General features: G+C 69.1%; 13 protein-coding genes and 2 tRNA genes. 8 read left to right on the top strand and 7 right to left on the bottom strand.

Annotated features, from left to right (window positions below; genetic code table 11):
* The first annotated feature begins 158 nt into the window (after window positions 1-158).
* Window positions 159-776 (top strand): DUF4190 domain-containing protein, encoded by a 618-nt coding sequence (locus AMYNI_RS0125810; RefSeq protein WP_020670963.1) that lies wholly within the window; start codon window positions 159-161, stop codon window positions 774-776.
* Window positions 777-802: 26 nt separating this feature from the next.
* Here AMYNI_RS0125810 and AMYNI_RS0125805 read toward each other — a convergent pair whose 3' ends face one another.
* The 4 genes from AMYNI_RS0125805 to AMYNI_RS0125790 all read right to left on the bottom strand — a co-directional run bounded on the left by AMYNI_RS0125805 (window position 803) and on the right by AMYNI_RS0125790 (window position 4,236).
* Entirely contained in the window at window positions 803-1,000 is a 198-nt protein-coding gene (locus AMYNI_RS0125805) for a hypothetical protein (RefSeq protein WP_020670962.1), read from the bottom strand.
* A 238-nt stretch (window positions 1,001-1,238) separates the two neighbouring features.
* A complete protein-coding gene (locus tag AMYNI_RS0125800; RefSeq protein ID WP_020670961.1) occupies window positions 1,239-2,480 on the bottom strand; it encodes an aldehyde dehydrogenase family protein in 1,242 nt (413 codons plus the stop codon).
* A gap of 48 nt (window positions 2,481-2,528) precedes the next feature.
* Window positions 2,529-3,224, bottom strand: a complete 696-nt coding sequence (locus AMYNI_RS0125795; protein ID WP_425387911.1) for a M50 family metallopeptidase — start codon at window positions 3,222-3,224, stop codon at window positions 2,529-2,531.
* Between the two features lie 100 nt (window positions 3,225-3,324).
* Window positions 3,325-4,236: a DNA-3-methyladenine glycosylase family protein gene (locus AMYNI_RS0125790; RefSeq protein ID WP_020670959.1), complete on the bottom strand. Its 912-nt coding sequence runs from the start codon at window positions 4,234-4,236 to the stop codon at window positions 3,325-3,327.
* 314 nt (window positions 4,237-4,550) lie between these two features.
* On the opposite strand from AMYNI_RS0125790, the gene AMYNI_RS0125785 reads away from it, so the two are divergent.
* The 3 genes from AMYNI_RS0125785 to AMYNI_RS0125775 all read left to right on the top strand — a co-directional run bounded on the left by AMYNI_RS0125785 (window position 4,551) and on the right by AMYNI_RS0125775 (window position 7,803).
* Window positions 4,551-5,420 carry a ribosomal RNA small subunit methyltransferase A gene (locus tag AMYNI_RS0125785; protein WP_084628470.1) on the top strand — a complete coding sequence of 290 codons (870 nt, stop codon included), beginning with the start codon at window positions 4,551-4,553 and terminating at the stop codon, window positions 5,418-5,420.
* Window positions 5,417-6,745: a M20 family metallopeptidase gene (locus AMYNI_RS0125780; protein WP_020670957.1), complete on the top strand. Its 1,329-nt coding sequence runs from the start codon at window positions 5,417-5,419 to the stop codon at window positions 6,743-6,745. The genes AMYNI_RS0125785 and AMYNI_RS0125780 overlap by 4 nt, the downstream gene beginning before the upstream one ends.
* A gap of 119 nt (window positions 6,746-6,864) precedes the next feature.
* Window positions 6,865-7,803 carry a S1C family serine protease gene (locus AMYNI_RS0125775; RefSeq protein ID WP_020670956.1) on the top strand — a complete coding sequence of 313 codons (939 nt, stop codon included), beginning with the start codon at window positions 6,865-6,867 and terminating at the stop codon, window positions 7,801-7,803.
* A gap of 81 nt (window positions 7,804-7,884) precedes the next feature.
* Here the strand turns inward: AMYNI_RS0125775 and AMYNI_RS0125770 are convergent, their stop codons facing one another.
* Complete coding sequence (locus AMYNI_RS0125770; protein ID WP_020670955.1) at window positions 7,885-9,411, bottom strand: helicase HerA-like domain-containing protein; 1,527 nt, start codon at window positions 9,409-9,411, stop codon at window positions 7,885-7,887.
* A gap of 103 nt (window positions 9,412-9,514) precedes the next feature.
* Here AMYNI_RS0125770 and orn point away from each other — a divergent pair, with 103 nt between their 5' ends.
* From orn to proP, 3 genes are all read left to right on the top strand, one after another.
* Entirely contained in the window at window positions 9,515-10,159 is a 645-nt protein-coding gene (gene orn, locus AMYNI_RS0125765; RefSeq protein ID WP_051116554.1) for an oligoribonuclease, read from the top strand.
* Between the two features lie 34 nt (window positions 10,160-10,193).
* A tRNA-His gene (locus AMYNI_RS0125760) sits at window positions 10,194-10,269 on the top strand.
* Between the two features lie 286 nt (window positions 10,270-10,555).
* Entirely contained in the window at window positions 10,556-11,980 is a 1,425-nt protein-coding gene (gene proP / locus AMYNI_RS0125755) for a glycine betaine/L-proline transporter ProP (protein WP_020670953.1), read from the top strand.
* On the opposite strand, the gene AMYNI_RS0125750 is transcribed toward proP, so the two are convergent.
* Complete coding sequence (locus AMYNI_RS0125750) at window positions 11,977-13,221, bottom strand: L,D-transpeptidase (RefSeq protein WP_084628469.1); 1,245 nt, start codon at window positions 13,219-13,221, stop codon at window positions 11,977-11,979. The genes proP and AMYNI_RS0125750 overlap by 4 nt on opposite strands.
* Before the next feature lie 186 nt (window positions 13,222-13,407).
* On the opposite strand from AMYNI_RS0125750, the gene AMYNI_RS0125745 reads away from it, so the two are divergent.
* Window positions 13,408-13,480, top strand: a tRNA-Lys gene (locus AMYNI_RS0125745).
* An 884-nt stretch (window positions 13,481-14,364) separates the two neighbouring features.
* Here the strand turns inward: AMYNI_RS0125745 and AMYNI_RS0125740 are convergent.
* The gene (locus AMYNI_RS0125740) at window positions 14,365-15,174 is read right to left on the bottom strand and encodes a hypothetical protein (protein WP_020670951.1); all 810 of its coding nucleotides are present in this window, start codon (window positions 15,172-15,174) and stop codon (window positions 14,365-14,367) included.
* Between the last annotated feature and the right edge of the window lie 51 nt (window positions 15,175-15,225).

Below are 15,225 nucleotides of genomic sequence, written 5' to 3'. Positions count from 1 at the left end.
TGCAGTGGGGACTGCACGAATGCTTCAAGCCGAAATCACCCGGAGGCGAATTCCGCCGCCGTTCAATCCTGCCCTCAGGATCTTGCGGGACACCCGCACCCGATCGATGGGGGCATGCGCAAAAAGCCTCGCACGCCCCCATCTCAGAAAGGCCCTCGATGACCAGCGCGCCGCAGTACGTCCCTGTCCCACCACCGGTCGCACAGCCGAAGAACGGTCTCGGCACCGCCGGGTTCGTGCTCGGCCTGATCGGGCTGCTGGTCGCCTTCGTACCGCTCGTCGGCGTCGTCGCCTGGCCGCTGGTCATCCTGGGGCTCATCTTCTCGATCATCGGCGTGGTGCGGGCGAGCAAGGGCCAGGCGAACAACAAAGGCCTTGCCATAGCGGGAATCGTGCTCTCCGCCGCCGGGTTCGTGGTGGCCATCCTGTGGGCCACCGTGATCACCGTGGCGGTCAGCGAGTTCAGCGACAACCGGCTCCACTTCGCCCAGGACGTCCCCGGCGGGCACACCGTCGAGTTCGTGGTCACCACGACCTCGCCGGTGAACGTCACCGCGGGCGACGGGTTCGACGACAAGCAGGAGATCGTCCAGCCCGGCGGCGAGTGGCGGCAGAAGGCGGGCTACCAGGGCGGCATGCACTTCATGTCGATCACCGCGACGGCCACCGACCTGACCGCCGCCGGCCAGGTCGGCTGCACCGTGCTGATCGACGGCACCAAGGTCGCCGAGAACATCGGCACCGCGGGCGCCGTCTGCACCGCCACCGTCAACTGACCGCGGCGAGAGGTTCCCTCGCGTCGTCAGCCGTGGGTGCGGCGCGAGGACCGGCGCAGTGGTGGCGGCTCGACGAAACCGCGCACCTTGGAGACCGGCACCTGGGTGGGCTTGAGCGCCCACCGGTCGAGCCCACCGTGCTCCTCGGCATACGCCAGCGCCGCCTGGCGGGTCGGGAACGGCAGTTCCTGCTCGGATTCCAGGTGCTCGATCTTCCAGCCCATCTCATCCCCTCTCGAAGGTGGGCCGGCCCACGAAGCTTCCCCCTTCGGGGCCGGCAGACAGCATTAGAACACGTGTTCGATCATGGTGCTAATCCCGCACCACGGTGACCAGCGCGCGGCGCCACCGCAACTCGGCGCGCGGCCGCTTCCGCGGGCAGGTCGGACCCGCGTTCTCTACCCAGAGTGCCTGGTCGTGAACGGCGCGAAAGCCACCCCTATGAGGGACTCAGGCGCCGGTTCAGCGACCGGCGGGGAGCACCGCGTACTGGCGGAGGTAGAGGTCGGTGTAGGTGACCGGGCCGCGCGGGCCTGGCACGTTGTCCAGGTTGATCCCGGTCTCCGGCACGGCGAGCAGCTTGAACCCGTCCAGCAGCCTGGTCGGCGCGTTCCAGAACACCCCGGTCCCGGTGTAGCCGTCGAAGAACGCCTCCGCGGCGGCCGCGTCCTCGGTGGCGATGCCGGCCGCGAGGCCGGAGGTCTGCTCGTTGGCGACCTGGACCGCCTCGGCAAGACCGGCCACCCTGGCCACGGTGACGGTGGCCTCGCGCTCGGAGTCGAGCGCCCACTCGTAGCCGATCGCGTGCTCGTGGGGCGCCAGCGACGGGGTGACCCCGCGCCCGTCCAGCGCCTCGGCCACCACCGGCCACAGCGCGTCGTAGCCGTCGTCGTGGATCAGCAGCAGGTTCAGCCGGTTGCACACGCCGAGCCGGTCGAGGCTGCCGGTGACCAGCGTCCGGACCATCTCGGGGTCCGCGGCGACGTCCAGGTAGAGCACCCCGCCGCCGTCCGCGTGCGCGAGTGTCCGCACCCCGTGCGTGGCCCCCTCGGTGGCCAGCGCGCGGGTGCTCTCCCCGCTGCCGCGCAGGATCACCAGCGGCACCAGCGCGGGCAGGCCGACCAGCGCGCTCGCCGCCTCCCGCTCCACCCTCGGCACCAGCTGCACCACGCCGGCGTCGATGCCGGCACCGGAAAGCGCCGGCGCGATCACCGTTTCCAGCAGCCGCTGCGCGGAGCCGAGCGCGGCCGACCCGGTGCGCAGCACCCCGCCGTTACGCGACTTGACCAGCTGCGAGGCGATGTCCACGGTGACGTTCGGCCTCGCCTCGTAGTTGGCGCCGATCACCCCGACCGGGCGACGGCGCTCCACCAGCCGCAGTCCGCCGTCCAATGTGGACAAAGGGATCGAGCGTTCCTGGTGCGGGGCACCGGCGAGCAGGCGCAGCTGCTCGGCCATCCCGGTCAGCCGCTCCTCGGTGATGGTGAGCCGGTCCAGCAGGCCGGCGCTCATCCCCTCCGCACGCGCCCTGGCGACGTCGTCCCGGTTCGCCTCCAGCACGGCCCCCCGCCCGGACAGCAGCAGCTCCGCCATCGCGGTCAGCGCGGCGTCGATGGCCTCGTCGGACGCGGTGGCCAGCGATGGCGCCGCGAGGTTCGCCGCGCGAGCACATTCCTCGACCGCCTTCGCCACTTCGTCGGCCACTGTTCATCCCTTTCGCCCGGAAGTACCGGCGAACAGTGTGCCACGCCGCTACTGGAGCGCGGGCTCCACCAGCCAGGCCCCGCCGATGAACAGCGACCCCACCGTGAGCAGCCCGAGCACCAGCAGCCACAGCGCCGGCGGCAGCCCGGTCAGCCGCGCGAGTTGGTCGACGTCGGAGTCGCGGGCGGCGCCCCGGCGGCGCTTTGCCTGCAGCTCGAACACCGGCCGTACCCCGCCGAGCAGCAGGAACCAGGTGATCAGGTAGACGAACCAGGCCTGCGCACCGGGCGGGGCCAGCAGCGCGACCCCGGCCAGCACGGCCGCGCTGACCAGCACGGTGAACACCCCGTAGGCGTTCCGCACCATGATCAGCACGGCGAGCAGCAGTACCGCGGCCAGCCCGAGCAGCGCGGTGATCAGGTCCGCCGAGAGCAGCGCGGCGAACCCCAGCCCGAGCAGCGCCGGCGCCGGATACCCGGCCATCGAGGTGAGCACCATGCCGGGGCCGGACGGCCTGCCCCTCGACACGGTGACCCCGGAGGTGTCCGAGTGCAGCCGGATGCCCTGCAGCCGCCGCCCTGCCAGCACGGCGACCAGCGCGTGCCCCGCCTCGTGCACGATCGTCACCACGTTGCGGGCTAACCGCCACGGCGATCCGGACAGCACCAGCAGCAACGCCACCCCGCCGGTGATCAGCGGCACCGGCCCCGCCGGGTCCGGCTGGGTGTTGATCAGTCCTGACAAGCCTTCTGGGTCCGACAGCTGCACCGGGCCACTTCACCACACCACCGGTCTGACCCGTGTTATGCCCTCCTTTCCGTCCTTTCCAGCACGGTCATGGGATTCATCCGGGACGGCGGTCCCCGGCGGTTCGCAGCAGCAGCGCCGCCCAGCTGCGGTAGGGACGCCACCGCCCGGCGATCCGGCCGAGGTCCGCCACGGTGGCCTCCGCCCTGCCGTAGGCCAGCCTCATCTCCTCGTGCAGCCGGCGTTCGGCGTCCGGGAAGACATCCGGATGACCGGCTCCCCTGATCAGGATCAGCTGCGCGGAGAACGGGCCGACCCCGGGCAGCCGCTGCAACCGCCGCAGCGCCTCGACCGGCTCCAGCGCACGCAGCGGCGCCGCGTCCAGCACCCCGTTCTTCGCGGCATCGGCGATCAGCCGCAGCTGGGCGACCTTCGGCACCGGCAGGCCCATCGGCTCATCCAGTTCGCGCAGCACGTCCGGCGCCGGGAAGGAGACCAACCGCTGCCCACCGACGTGCAGGGGCTTGCCGTACCGCTCGACGATCCGCTGCCTGATCCGGGCCGCCTGCGAGCCCCGGATCCGCTGCCCGATGATCGCCCAGCAGGCCGCCTCGTAGGGCGAGTGGAACAGCACCGGGCGCAGGCCAGGATGCCGCGACCGCAGGGCGCCGAGCACCGGATCGGCCCGGTCCAGCGCGTCGAAGCCCCTGCCGTCGATGTCCAGCGACAGCATCCGGCGCACCTGGCCCAGCACGTCCGCCCCCTGCCCGGCGGGCCACCGCGTCACCTCGACCTCGACCGTGTCCGGCGCCCGTTGCCGGACCAGCACCCCGGCGTGCCCCCAGCCGCCCTCCACCGGGAAGGCCAGCCGCAGCACTCCGGTTTCCGCCGCCGCGTCCGGCCTGGCGGCGGGCGCGAACCCGGCCAGGAAGCGGGCGGACTCCCCGAGGTCGAACGAGCCGCGCACGATGATCTCGGCGGCAGGGCGGGTGGCGATGACGGCGTTCATGGTTCTCCCCTTCGGTTGACACCTGTCCCCCGAAGCTAGAACCGAGCACCGACAAAAACCGGTTGCGAAGGCTGTTAGCTTGGCGCCATGGGAACTTTGTGCCGGTCCTGCGTGGCGCTCGCCCGGCTTCGGCCGCGCCGCGCCTGAACGCAGCGGCTGCCAGCTCTCCACCTCGATACCGCCTCGCTGAGGCGGTAGTCCGGCCTAGTCTTCGACCGCCGGCGCGCTGAACCTTCTCCAGTCGCTGCGTCATGAGCCCGTCCTGGCGTGCCTTCTCGCGCACGCTCCGCCACCTCATGACGTGGAGCCGAACCATGCCCGCTTCCGGGCCATCCCGACGCGACCCGCGTACCCCGAAAAACCCGAAACCCAACTCCTCCGGCGCACATTTCCTTGCCGCACCAAGAATAATCGAGGACCTGATCCGGCACTGCGCGATCGATGAGCAGGACCTCGTGCTCGATCTCGGAGCCGGCTTCGGGGCGATCACCGCCCCGCTGGCCAGAACCGGAGCGAAGGTGCTCGCGGTGGAACGCGACCCCGAGTTCGCGCGCAGACTGCGCCGCCGCCTCGACGACCGGCCCAACGTACGGGTGGTGACCGCGGACCTCCGGACGGTTTCCTTGCCCCGCAACGATTTCCTCGTGGTTTCCAGTATTCCCTACGCGGTGTCGAGCGCACTGCTCCGGCGGCTGCTCAGCCCGCGGTCCACCCCGCTGCGCCGGGCCGAGCTGGTGGTGGAGTGGGGGTTCGCCAAACGGCTGACCACCGCGGTGCCGAGAAGCCCGGAGCTCGCATGGTGGGCGGCCAGGTTCCAGCTGAGCCTGCGAAAACGGGTACCGGCCGCCTGTTTCTCCCCACCGCCCAAAGTGGACTCCGCACACCTGGCCGTCCGGCGGAATACCGGCCTGTCCGGACGCGCCGAGCACGCGCTGTGGTTCCTGCTCGACGCGGCCTACCGGGCCAGGACCGCCCCGGTGCGGACCGCCGTCGCAACCGCGCTGGCCGGACGGAACCCGCGCCGGGCCCTGGCCGGAGCCGGGATCGACCCGGCGGCCGAGGCCGGCGCGGTACGCCCGGCCCAGTGGGCCGCGCTGGCCGGACGGCTGGCCGAGGATCCCGCCCTGCACTGGCCACGTTTACCGCCGGAACTGTCCGGGCACGGGGTTACGATGCGGCGATGACCAAGCCCGAACACCGCACGCCGGTCCCACCCGACGACAGCTACCTGCGTGCGCTGACCGAATCCACCGCCGAGGCCGTCGCGGCCGCCGAACCGATCGGCTCCCCGCATCAGGGGGCGCCGGAAGACATCCGGCGCCAGGTCGAGACGGCGGTCCGCGCACGCGCCGCGGACCTGGTGGCACTGAGCCAGGACCTGCACGCCCACCCCGAGGAGGGCTTCGCCGAGCATCGCTCGGTACGCGCGCTCGCGGATCTGCTGAAGGCGCACGGGCACGAAGCCACGATCGGCGCCGGCGGCCTGGACACCGCGCTGGTCGCCAGTACCGGCGGCAGCGGTCCGCACATCGCGGTGCTCGCGGAGTACGACGCGCTGCCCGGGATCGGGCACGGCTGCGGGCACAACGTCATCTGCACCACGGCCGCGGGCGGTTTCCTCGGCGCGGCCGCGGTGGCCGAGCGGCTCGGCGGCCGGGTCTCCCTGATCGGCACCCCGGCCGAGGAAGGCGGTGGCGGCAAGGAAACCATGGCCAGGGCCGGGGTTTTCGACGACGTGGACGCGGTGATCATGCTGCACCCGTTCAGCCACGACATCGCGATGCACCCGTTCCTTGGCCGCCGCCAGCTGGAGATGGTCTTCCACGGCATCTCCGCGCACGCGTCCGCGCAGCCGTTCATGGGCCGCAACGCACTGGACGCGGCCGTCGCCGCGTACCAGGGCGTGGCCGCGCTGCGCCAGCACCTGCCGTCGGGCGACCGGGTGCACGGCGTCTTCACCGACGGCGGGGCGCGGCCGAACGTGGTGCCCGAGCGCGCGGCCCTGCTGTTCTACCTGCGTTCGGCGCATCCGGACACGCTGCGCGACCTGGCCGCGCGGCTGACCAGGGTGGCGCACGGCGCGGCCGAACTGACCGGCTGCGGGGTCGAACTCAACTGGGACAGCCTGCCCGCGTACCTGCCGATCCGGTTCAACACCGCGCTGGCCGGACGCTGGGCGGTCAACCAGGAGCCCTGCGGCCGCAAGCCGTTGCCGCCCGGCATCGTGCCGGACTTCCTCACCGGGTCCACGGACCTGGGGAACCTGTCCTACCGGATGCCCGCTATGCACCCGATGCTGGCCGTCTCCGCGGAGACGGTCGCCTTGCACACCAAGGAGTTCGCGGCCGCGGCCGGGTCACCGGCTGGTGACCGCGCGGTGGTCGACGGTGCGCTCGGGCTGGCGCTGACCGCGGCCGACTACCTCGGTGACGAGGAGCTGCGCAAGGCCGTGCACGAGGAGTTCGAAGCCTCCGGCGGAGCGCTGGACGTGCCGTCCTTCTTCGACTGAGCCACCGGACACGGGCGCCGGGACGTTCCTCGCGCCCGTGTCCTCTCAGCTGATTCTTCTCAGGGAACCCTTGGGCTATTCCACAGGCTGCTCACATCTGGCGGGCCCAACCTTGGTGCATGACCGACAACGAGTTCCGGCAGGGCCCCGCCGGTGGGCCGCAGCCGCACCAGCAGCAGCCGCATCCGCAGTACGCCCAGCCGCCCTACTCGATGGCCGGGAACCCGCTCTTCCGGCCGGTACCGCCGAACCCGCCACCGCGCAAGGGCAAGCGGGTGGCCCTGATGGTCAGCGCGGCCGCCGTGGCCGCGGCGCTGGTCGGCGGGGTGACCGGGGCGGCCATCGTGGGTTCCGGTGACGGCGGGACCGGCTCGATCGGGACCGGCACCGCCGCCACCGGGCAGCTCACCTCGAACTCCGTCTCCGACGTCAGCGGGGTCGCCGCGCAGGTGCTGCCGAGCGTGGTGCAGGTCAACGTGCAGACCGCGCGCGGCACGGCGATCGGCTCGGGGGTGATCCTCAGCCAGGACGGGAAGATCCTGACCAACGCGCATGTGGTGGAGGGCGCCTCCGGTGACGTCACCGTCACGCTGTCCGACGGCAAGAAGTACCAGGCGAGCGTGCTCGGCGCGGACCCCACCGCGGACATCGCGGTGCTGCAGGCCAAGAACGCGAGCGGGCTGACCGCGGCGAAGCTGGGCGACTCGAGCGCGCTGAAGGTAGGCCAGGAAGTGGTCGCGATCGGCTCGCCCGGCGGCCTGCAGAACACGGTGACCTCGGGCATCGTCAGCGCGACGAACCGGCAGCTCTCCGACCTCGGGCAGCAGCGCCCGCAGGCGAACCAGATCGGCGACTCCCAGGACCAGCCCAGCTACACCGCGATCCAGACCGACGCGGCGATCAACCAGGGCAACTCCGGCGGCGCGCTGGTGAACTCGGCCGGCGAGGTGGTCGGGATCAACACTTCGATCTACAGCCCGTCGGGGGGCAGCATCGGGATCGGCTTCGCCATTCCGATCAACGACGCGAAGACGATCGTGGCGAAGATCGGGGGCTGAGTTCCTTGGGGGGAGCTCAGCGCCGGAAGGGGGACCGCGGGTGGGAAGTACCGTTCGGGGCGGCACTTCCCACCCGTGCGGCTACCGGCGGCGGCGGTTCCCGAACAGGCCGCGGGTGACCTCGCGCCCCAGCGCGCTCGCGGCGGACCTCAGGAACGACTTCACCGCCTGGTTCTCCATCGCCTTCTCGACGAACCCCGGTTCGTCGGCTCGCGGCTGCTCGGTGGGCGGTGCTTCCGGCGGCGGCGCGTCGCCGGCCACCTTCGCGGCCAGCTTCTCGTACGCCGACTCACGATCGATCGTTTCCGCGTACTTGCCGTGCAGGTCCGAAGCGCTCGCCGAAGCGGTCACCGCGTCGGCGCCGATCGACCCCATCTTCGACCGCGGCGCACGCAGCCTGGTCCAGGCCACCGGGGTCGGCGCGCCCTGCTCGGACAGCACGGTCACGATCGCCTCGCCGATGCCCAGTGAGGTCAGCGCCTTGTCCAGCTCGTAGTACTTGGTCGTCGGGTAGGTCTTCACCGTCCTGGCCAACGCCTTCTGGTCCTCGGGAGTGAAGGCGCGCAGGGCGTGCTGAATACGGGCGCCGAGCTGCGAGAGCACGTTGTTCGGCAGATCCGTCGGCAGCTGGGTGCAGAAGAAGACCCCGACTCCCTTGGACCGGATCAGCTTCACGGTCTGCTCGATCCGCTCCAGGAACGCCTTCGAGGCATCGTTGAACAGCAGATGCGCCTCGTCGAAGAAGAACACCAGCTTGGGCTGGTCCAGGTCGCCCTCCTCCGGCAGCACCTCGAACAACTCCGCCAGCAGCCACATCAGGAAGGTGGAGAACAGCGCAGGTTTCGACTGCAGGTCGTCCAGCTCCAGCAGGCTCACCACGCCCTTGGCGTCCACCTGCCGCATCAGGTCCGCGACGTCGAGCTCGGGCTCCCCGAAGAAATCCTCCCCACCCTGGGCCTCCAGATTGGACAGCGCCCGCAGGATCACCCCGGCCGTCGCGGCGGACACCCCGCCGATGCCCTTGAGGTCCTCCTTGCCCTCGTCGCTGGTCAGATGCGTGATCACCGAGCGCAGGTCCTTGGTGTCCAGCAGGGCGAGCCCGCGCTGGTCCGCCCAGTGGAAGATCAGCCCGAGCGTGGACTCCTGGGTCTCGTTCAGCCCGAGCACCTTGGCCAGCAGCACCGGGCCGAAACTGGTGATGGTGGCCCGAATCGGCACCCCCTTGCCGCCGGTACCGAGCGAGAGGAACTGCACCGGGAAGGCCGACGGCTGCCAGTCGTCCCCCAGCTCCTCGGCCCGCTTCGCCAGCTTGTCCCCTGGCGCACCCGGCTCGGCCAGCCCGGACAGGTCACCCTTCACATCCGCGAGCACCACCGGCACCCCGGCCGCCGACAACTGCTCGGCGATCAGCTGCAGCGTCTTCGTCTTCCCGGTCCCGGTCGCCCCGGCCACCAGGCCGTGCCGGTTCAACGTCGCCAGCGGAAGCCGCACCGCGGCGGCGGCCTCCGCCTGCCCGTCGATCACCACCGAACCCAGCTCCACCGCGGCACCCGCACCCGCATAACCACTCGCGATCTCGACCGCCGGACCCGCCTGCTGCTCAGCCATGGGATGCTCCCGCTCTGTCATCGGTTGATCACGCCGGAGAGGGTAACCCGCGAATTCCGCAGGTGACGACGTCTCACTCCCCGTGTCGGGTTAGGGTTTGCCGGTGACCGATCGTCTTGTCTGGATCGACTGCGAGATGACGGGGCTGGACCTCGCCAAAGACGCGCTGATCGAAATAGCCGCACTGGTGACCGACGCCGACCTCAACGTGCTCGGGGAAGGCCTCGACGTCGTCATCCACGCCGACGAGACCGCCCTCGCCGGCATGCCCGACGTGGTGCGCGACATGCACGCCCACTCCGGGCTCACCGAGGAGGTCCGGCGGTCCACGATCAGCCTCGCCGAGGCCGAGCAGCAGATCCTCGGCTACATCCGCGAGCACGTACCCGACCCCAAGACCGCCCCGCTGGCCGGCAACTCGATCGCCACCGACCGCGGCTTCATCACCCGCGACATGCCCGAACTGGACGACCACCTGCACTACCGGATGGTCGACGTGTCGTCCATCAAGGAGCTCATCCGGCGCTGGTACCCGCGCATCTACTACGCCAAGCCCGAAAAAGGCCTCTCCCACCGGGCGCTCTCCGACATCCGCGAATCCATCGGCGAACTCGACTACTACCGGCGGATCGCGTTCGTACCCCAGCCGGGCCCCAGCACCGAACAAGCCAGGGCCGCCGCCGCTGACGTGCTCCGCGAGTACGGCGGCAACCCGGTGCAGGACGCCGGAGACGGCACGCTAAGATAATTCAGCCGAGGCGCTCGCGAGAGCGCATCGCATGGTGGGTGTAGCTCAGCTGGTAGAGCACCTGGTTGTGGTCCAGGAAGTCGCGGGTTCAAGTCCCGTCACTCACCCCACGGCCCACCCTTGTCGGTTGCCCAAACGGCAACCTTCACCGAGGGTGGGCTTCGTCATTACATTGGGGGGCCGAGCCCCCCAAACCCCCTGCGGTGCGGGCGCCTCAAGTTGACGGCATGGGCGCGTGTGGGGGAACTAGCGCAGGGTAAGGCCGCCGGGTGGATCCTGGGGTTACGAAAGGGCAAATAGGGGGCTTTTTGCCCTTTTGGGGGATGGGGTCTGGTTTGGAGGGTGAGAGGGAGCGCTCGGGGTGCTGGGTGGGCGGAGGGGGCTCAGGATGGAGGGGTGGAGAAGGGATTTCGGAAGTTTCGGCGCAAGAAGAAGCTGAGTTATGACGACATCACGGTGGTCGACCAGTCGCTGTTGAAACGGGCCGTGGGAGCGGCGGCCCTTGGCAACGCGATGGAATGGTTCGACTTCGGGGTTTACGCGTACATCGCGGACACCATCGCCGAAGTGTTCTTCCCGCCCGATGTCTCCAGCAGCGTCAGACTGATCGGCACCTTCGGGGCTTTCACGGCGGCGTTCCTGATGCGACCGCTGGGCGGACTGGTGTTCGGGCCGCTCGGTGACAAGATCGGCAGGCAGAAGGTGCTGGCCGTCACCATGATCATGATGGCCGTCGGCACCCTCTGCATCGGGCTCATCCCGTCGTACCAGACCATCGGCGTCTGGTCCCCGATCCTGCTCGTGCTCGCCCGCATGGTGCAGGGCTTCTCCACCGGCGGCGAATACGGCGGCGCCACCACCTTCATCGCCGAATACTCCCCCGACAAACGCCGCGGCTTCATGGGTTCCTGGCTCGAGTTCGGCACCCTCGCCGGCTACGTGCTCGGCGCCGGCGTGGTCACCGCGATGAAAACCTGGGTACCGCACGACACCCTGCTCGACTGGGGCTGGCGCGTCCCGTTCCTGGTCGCCGGCCCGCTCGGCATCGTCGGCCTCTACATGCGGCTCAAGCTCGAAGAAACCCCGGCCTTCCAGAAACACGCCGAAGAGTCCGAAAAGCGCGGACAGTCGGGGGGCCCCTTCTGGGTGATGTTCACCAAGTACTGGCGGGTGCTGCTGACCTGCATCGGGCTGGTGCTGGTCTTCAACGTCACCGACTACATGCTGCTCTCGTACATGCCGACCTACCTGTCGGAACGGCTGAAGCTGGACGCCACGCACGGCCTGCTGCTGATCATCGTGGTGATGGTGGTGATGATGCTGATCATCACCGTCGGCGGGCGGCTCACCGACAAGGTCGGCCGCAAACCGGTGATGATGACCGGCTGCGTCGGCTTCCTGGTGCTCTCGTTCCCGCTGATGCTGCTGGTCCGGGACGGCGGCGTGCTGCTCACCTTCCTCGGCCTGATGGGCCTAGGCCTGCTCCTGCTCACCTTCGAGATCTCCATGCCGGCCACCCTGCCGGCGCTGTTCCCCACCGCGATCCGCTACGGCGCGCTGTCCATCGCGTTCAACGTGTCGGTGTCGCTGTTCGGCGGCACCACCCCGCTGGTCATGCAGTCCCTGATCGCGGCGACCGGGAACGACTACTGGCCGGCCTGGTACATGATGATCGCCGCCGCCATCGGCGGGGTCGCGGTCTACTTCAGCAGGGAGACCGCGAACAAGCCGCTGTGGGGGTCCGGGCCCGCGGTGTCCACAGAGGAGGAAGCCAGGGAACTGGTGCGGGAGTCCGAACGGGAGTACCGGCAGAAGGACTAGTTCTTCTGCCCGCCGGCCTTCCACTCCTCCCACGGCATCTGCCAGACGCTCCAGCCGTCGGTGGCCTCGAGCACCTTGCCGCCGCTGTTCTGGACGGTGATGATGTCGCCCTTCTTGGACGTGTCCATCAGCCACTTCGCGTTCTCGGTGGACAGGTTCAGGCAGCCGTGACTCACGTTCCGCTTGCCCTGCGACCCCACCGACCACGGCGCGGAGTGGTAGAAGATGCCGCTGTTCGACATCCGGACCGCGTACTTCACGAAGGTGCGGTACCCGGCTTTGCTGTCGTTCGGCACGCCGTAGGTGCTGGAGTCCATCGTGTAGCCGACGTGCTCGCTCATCACGGTGAAGGTGCCGGACGGGGTCGGGCTGGACTTCTTGCCCATCGAGGTCGGCATGTTCTTGACCTCTTGGTCGTTGATCGAGACCTTCATCTGGAAGTTGCCGCCGTCGGCCACCGCGACCAGCTTGTCACCGATGGTGAAGTCGGCCGCCCTGTCCTCGCGGCCGTAGGTGTTGTTGCCCAGGTTCTTGCCGTAGACCGCGGCCTTCACCGAGACCTTGGTGCCGGTCTTCCAGTAGTCCTTGGGCCGCCAGGTCACCGCGCTGTCGCTGAACCAGTGGAAGGCGCCCTCGGTCTGCGGCTCCGCGGTGATCTTCAGCGCGCGCTCGGCGGCCGCCTTGTCCGCGATCTTGCCGCCGAAGGTGAAGATCAACGGCAGGCCGACGCCGACCGTCTCGCCGTTGTCCACGTTCATCGACACGGTGGTCTGCCTGGCCGGCTTGCCGACCGTGGTGAAGGTGGAGGTGGAGGTGACCGGCTTGCCGTCGGTGCCGGTGGCGTTCGCGGTGACGGTGTAGCTCTTGCCGTAACCGAGGGCCTGCGAAGACTCCCAGCCGGTGCCGTCGGGCTTCGGCTTGCCCTCGACCTGGGTGCCGTCCGCGCCGGTCAGCTTCACCTCGCCGACCTTGCCGTCCGTGACCGCCACGGTGACCGGTTCACCCGGCGCGACATCATTCGTACCCGTTGCGGGAGTCAAGGCCAGCGAAGCCGGCTTCGGCGGGCCTCCGCTGCTCACCTGGGGAGCGTTCTGACCGCCTTCGCCGCCTTCGTCACCCGATGCCCCGCTGGAGCATCCCGCGACCACTAAACCGGCCACGACCAGCAACAGCGGTAGCCGGCCCCGCCCGGCAACACCGCTCGTCACAGATCGCAGACCAGCCTCACCCCGACGTCGCATCAAGAACCGTCCGTTTCGTGTCGAGAGTTCCCCAGGTGTCCACCTATAGTGTGCCCCACGCCTCTTCGCGGCAGGCGCAGGACTGGTCAACTCGGCGCGGAGAGTTTGCCGGGGCCCCCGTCCGGGGCGGTCAGGGCACCTGCTATTGTTCTCTTCGTCGCCGAGGGAAACCGACGCGACAAGTGCGCGCCATTAGCTCAATTGGCAGAGCAGCTGGCTCTTAACCAGCGGGTTCGGGGTTCGAGTCCCTGATGGCGCACCCTCACACTCCAGGTCACTTAAAACGGTGGCCTGGAGTTTGTGTTTTCTGTGGTCATTTCTTCCGTCTCCTTGCTGTCCATTGTGGTCTCGTGCGAGCCCGAGGGGAGCCCGAGAGTGCGGGCCGGGTGCAACTGCTTGCGCGGGACGATCCCGGCGACGGCGTAACCCGGTATGGGCGAGCAGGTGATACAGCGGGTCGAGCGGGTGATGCACCGCGAAATCGAGGAACTCGCCGGTCAGGTCCGGGGTCCACACCTTCGGCCTGGTCCGGTTCGGCGGGGGCAGCTCGACCAGGTTGGCCACATTCACCGCCAGCAATCCTTCCTTGACCGGCTTGCTCAGTACCGCTCGCAAGGACTCTCTGATCCGGTTGAATGAGGTCGGCCCGACCGGGCGCTGCCACTTCACCGGCGCGATCCGCGGGCCATACTCGCGGGCCTGTCCGTGTCGGTCATCGGCGCCGCCGGTCTTCCCGCCGCGCTGCCGCTTCCGCCTGTGGGTCGTGCCGAAGGACGAGGGTCCGCGCACCTTCCGCTCGATGCCGTCATGCTTGGACGCTGAAGGCGGAGAGCTGGCCGGCTGTCCTGGTCCGGGAGCAGCACGAGCGGCACTCAGCGCGCGGAGCAGGCCAGGGCCCGCTTCGGCCCACCCGATCAGCAACAGCGGCCAACCGCGTCGAATGCCGCCTACCCCACTGACCAGCGCATACCGGGTCAGCAATGTTCAACAGCAGCGTCACCACGCTCGCCGCCAGCAGTAGCCGTCGTACCGGCCGCAGCACGTCATCGCCGGCCCCGGTCAAAGCCAGGTGGCGCGTGCCGACAAGCAGCCCCAGCACCGTCAGGTCAACAGCGGGCGCCACCAGCGGGGCCACGAACTCGGTCAGCCTCGTAGCGCTAGCAAGCGTCGGGGCGGGTGGTAGTCGTACTCGTAGTCCAGGTCACGAAAGCCCAGGCACAGGGCGAACGGCCCGTCATCGAATTCCTGTTGCAGAGACCGCCAGTTACGGGCGAGGTATTCAGTGGCCGCCCAGGTAGTGTCTCCTCGACGGCCCAGGCAAAATATTACGGTCGTACCACGTGCGGTGTCCTGTACTTTCTCGACCAGGGCAAGGTCCAGAAAGTCTGACGTGACCCGTTGACCGAGGTCCGCCCCGTTGAGCACCTCTACGTACCGCTTCTCGAGCGGCAGCTGGTGGTCGCCGGCATCTAGATGTTCGTTGGAGATTCGCAGGCTTACCAGGTTCTCCTGCAGGTACATTCTGCGGATGCTGTTTCGGGGAGCTGCGCCAACAACGATGAGGTTGGCGCTCAGCTCGGAGAAATGCTTGGGGTCGTCGCTCGGCGACGGACTTACGGAGTTGCGGAAGTCGTAGCGATGGCGCCCCAGGTAAATCGCGTCGACCAGTCCGCGGACCAGGTCCGGAAGGCGAAACGACGCCGAGCCGAACAGTCGTGTAATCGCCTCGGAGGCACGCAGCTCATGCAATGACACAGCGTAGCCTCGTGGGCGGGAACTCGTTGCAGTGGTCCACAGGTTCGACAGACAAACGACCAGTTGTTGACTCGTGTGTAAGCCGAAGAAGCGGCGGAAGCGCCGCTGCGCGATCCGTGCCATTGCTGCAACGGCGAAACCCAAGCCGAGCCAGAACACGACGTTCGCGATGATGTTGGTAGCGATGTCCAGCAGCATTCGGTCAGCATCGTCCCTGCATCGACCTCGTCTCCGACCAGTGACCCAATC

Source organism: Amycolatopsis nigrescens CSC17Ta-90, assembly GCF_000384315.1.
GTDB classification, from domain to species: Bacteria; Actinomycetota; Actinomycetes; order Mycobacteriales; family Pseudonocardiaceae; genus Amycolatopsis; species Amycolatopsis nigrescens.
The sequence above is the reverse complement of the archived record's forward strand: the minus strand, read 5'-3'. Positions and strand labels throughout refer to the sequence as shown.

Bases quoted from the DNA above. Each gene is read 5' to 3' on its own strand.
- AMYNI_RS0125740 (WP_020670951.1), bottom strand. From the start codon at position 15,174: ATGCTGCTGGACATCGCTACCAACATCATCGCGAACGTCGTGTTCTGG.
- AMYNI_RS0125775 (WP_020670956.1), top strand. From the start codon at position 6,865: ATGACCGACAACGAGTTCCGGCAGGGCCCCGCCGGTGGGCCGCAGCCG.
- AMYNI_RS0125810 (WP_020670963.1), top strand. From the start codon at position 159: ATGACCAGCGCGCCGCAGTACGTCCCTGTCCCACCACCGGTCGCACAG.
- AMYNI_RS0125785 (WP_084628470.1), top strand. From the start codon at position 4,551: ATGCCCGCTTCCGGGCCATCCCGACGCGACCCGCGTACCCCGAAAAAC.
- AMYNI_RS0125780 (WP_020670957.1), top strand. From the start codon at position 5,417: ATGACCAAGCCCGAACACCGCACGCCGGTCCCACCCGACGACAGCTAC.
- AMYNI_RS0125750 (WP_084628469.1), bottom strand. From the start codon at position 13,221: ATGCGACGTCGGGGTGAGGCTGGTCTGCGATCTGTGACGAGCGGTGTT.
- AMYNI_RS0125790 (WP_020670959.1), bottom strand. From the start codon at position 4,236: ATGAACGCCGTCATCGCCACCCGCCCTGCCGCCGAGATCATCGTGCGC.
- AMYNI_RS0125770 (WP_020670955.1), bottom strand. From the start codon at position 9,411: ATGGCTGAGCAGCAGGCGGGTCCGGCGGTCGAGATCGCGAGTGGTTAT.
- AMYNI_RS0125805 (WP_020670962.1), bottom strand. From the start codon at position 1,000: ATGGGCTGGAAGATCGAGCACCTGGAATCCGAGCAGGAACTGCCGTTC.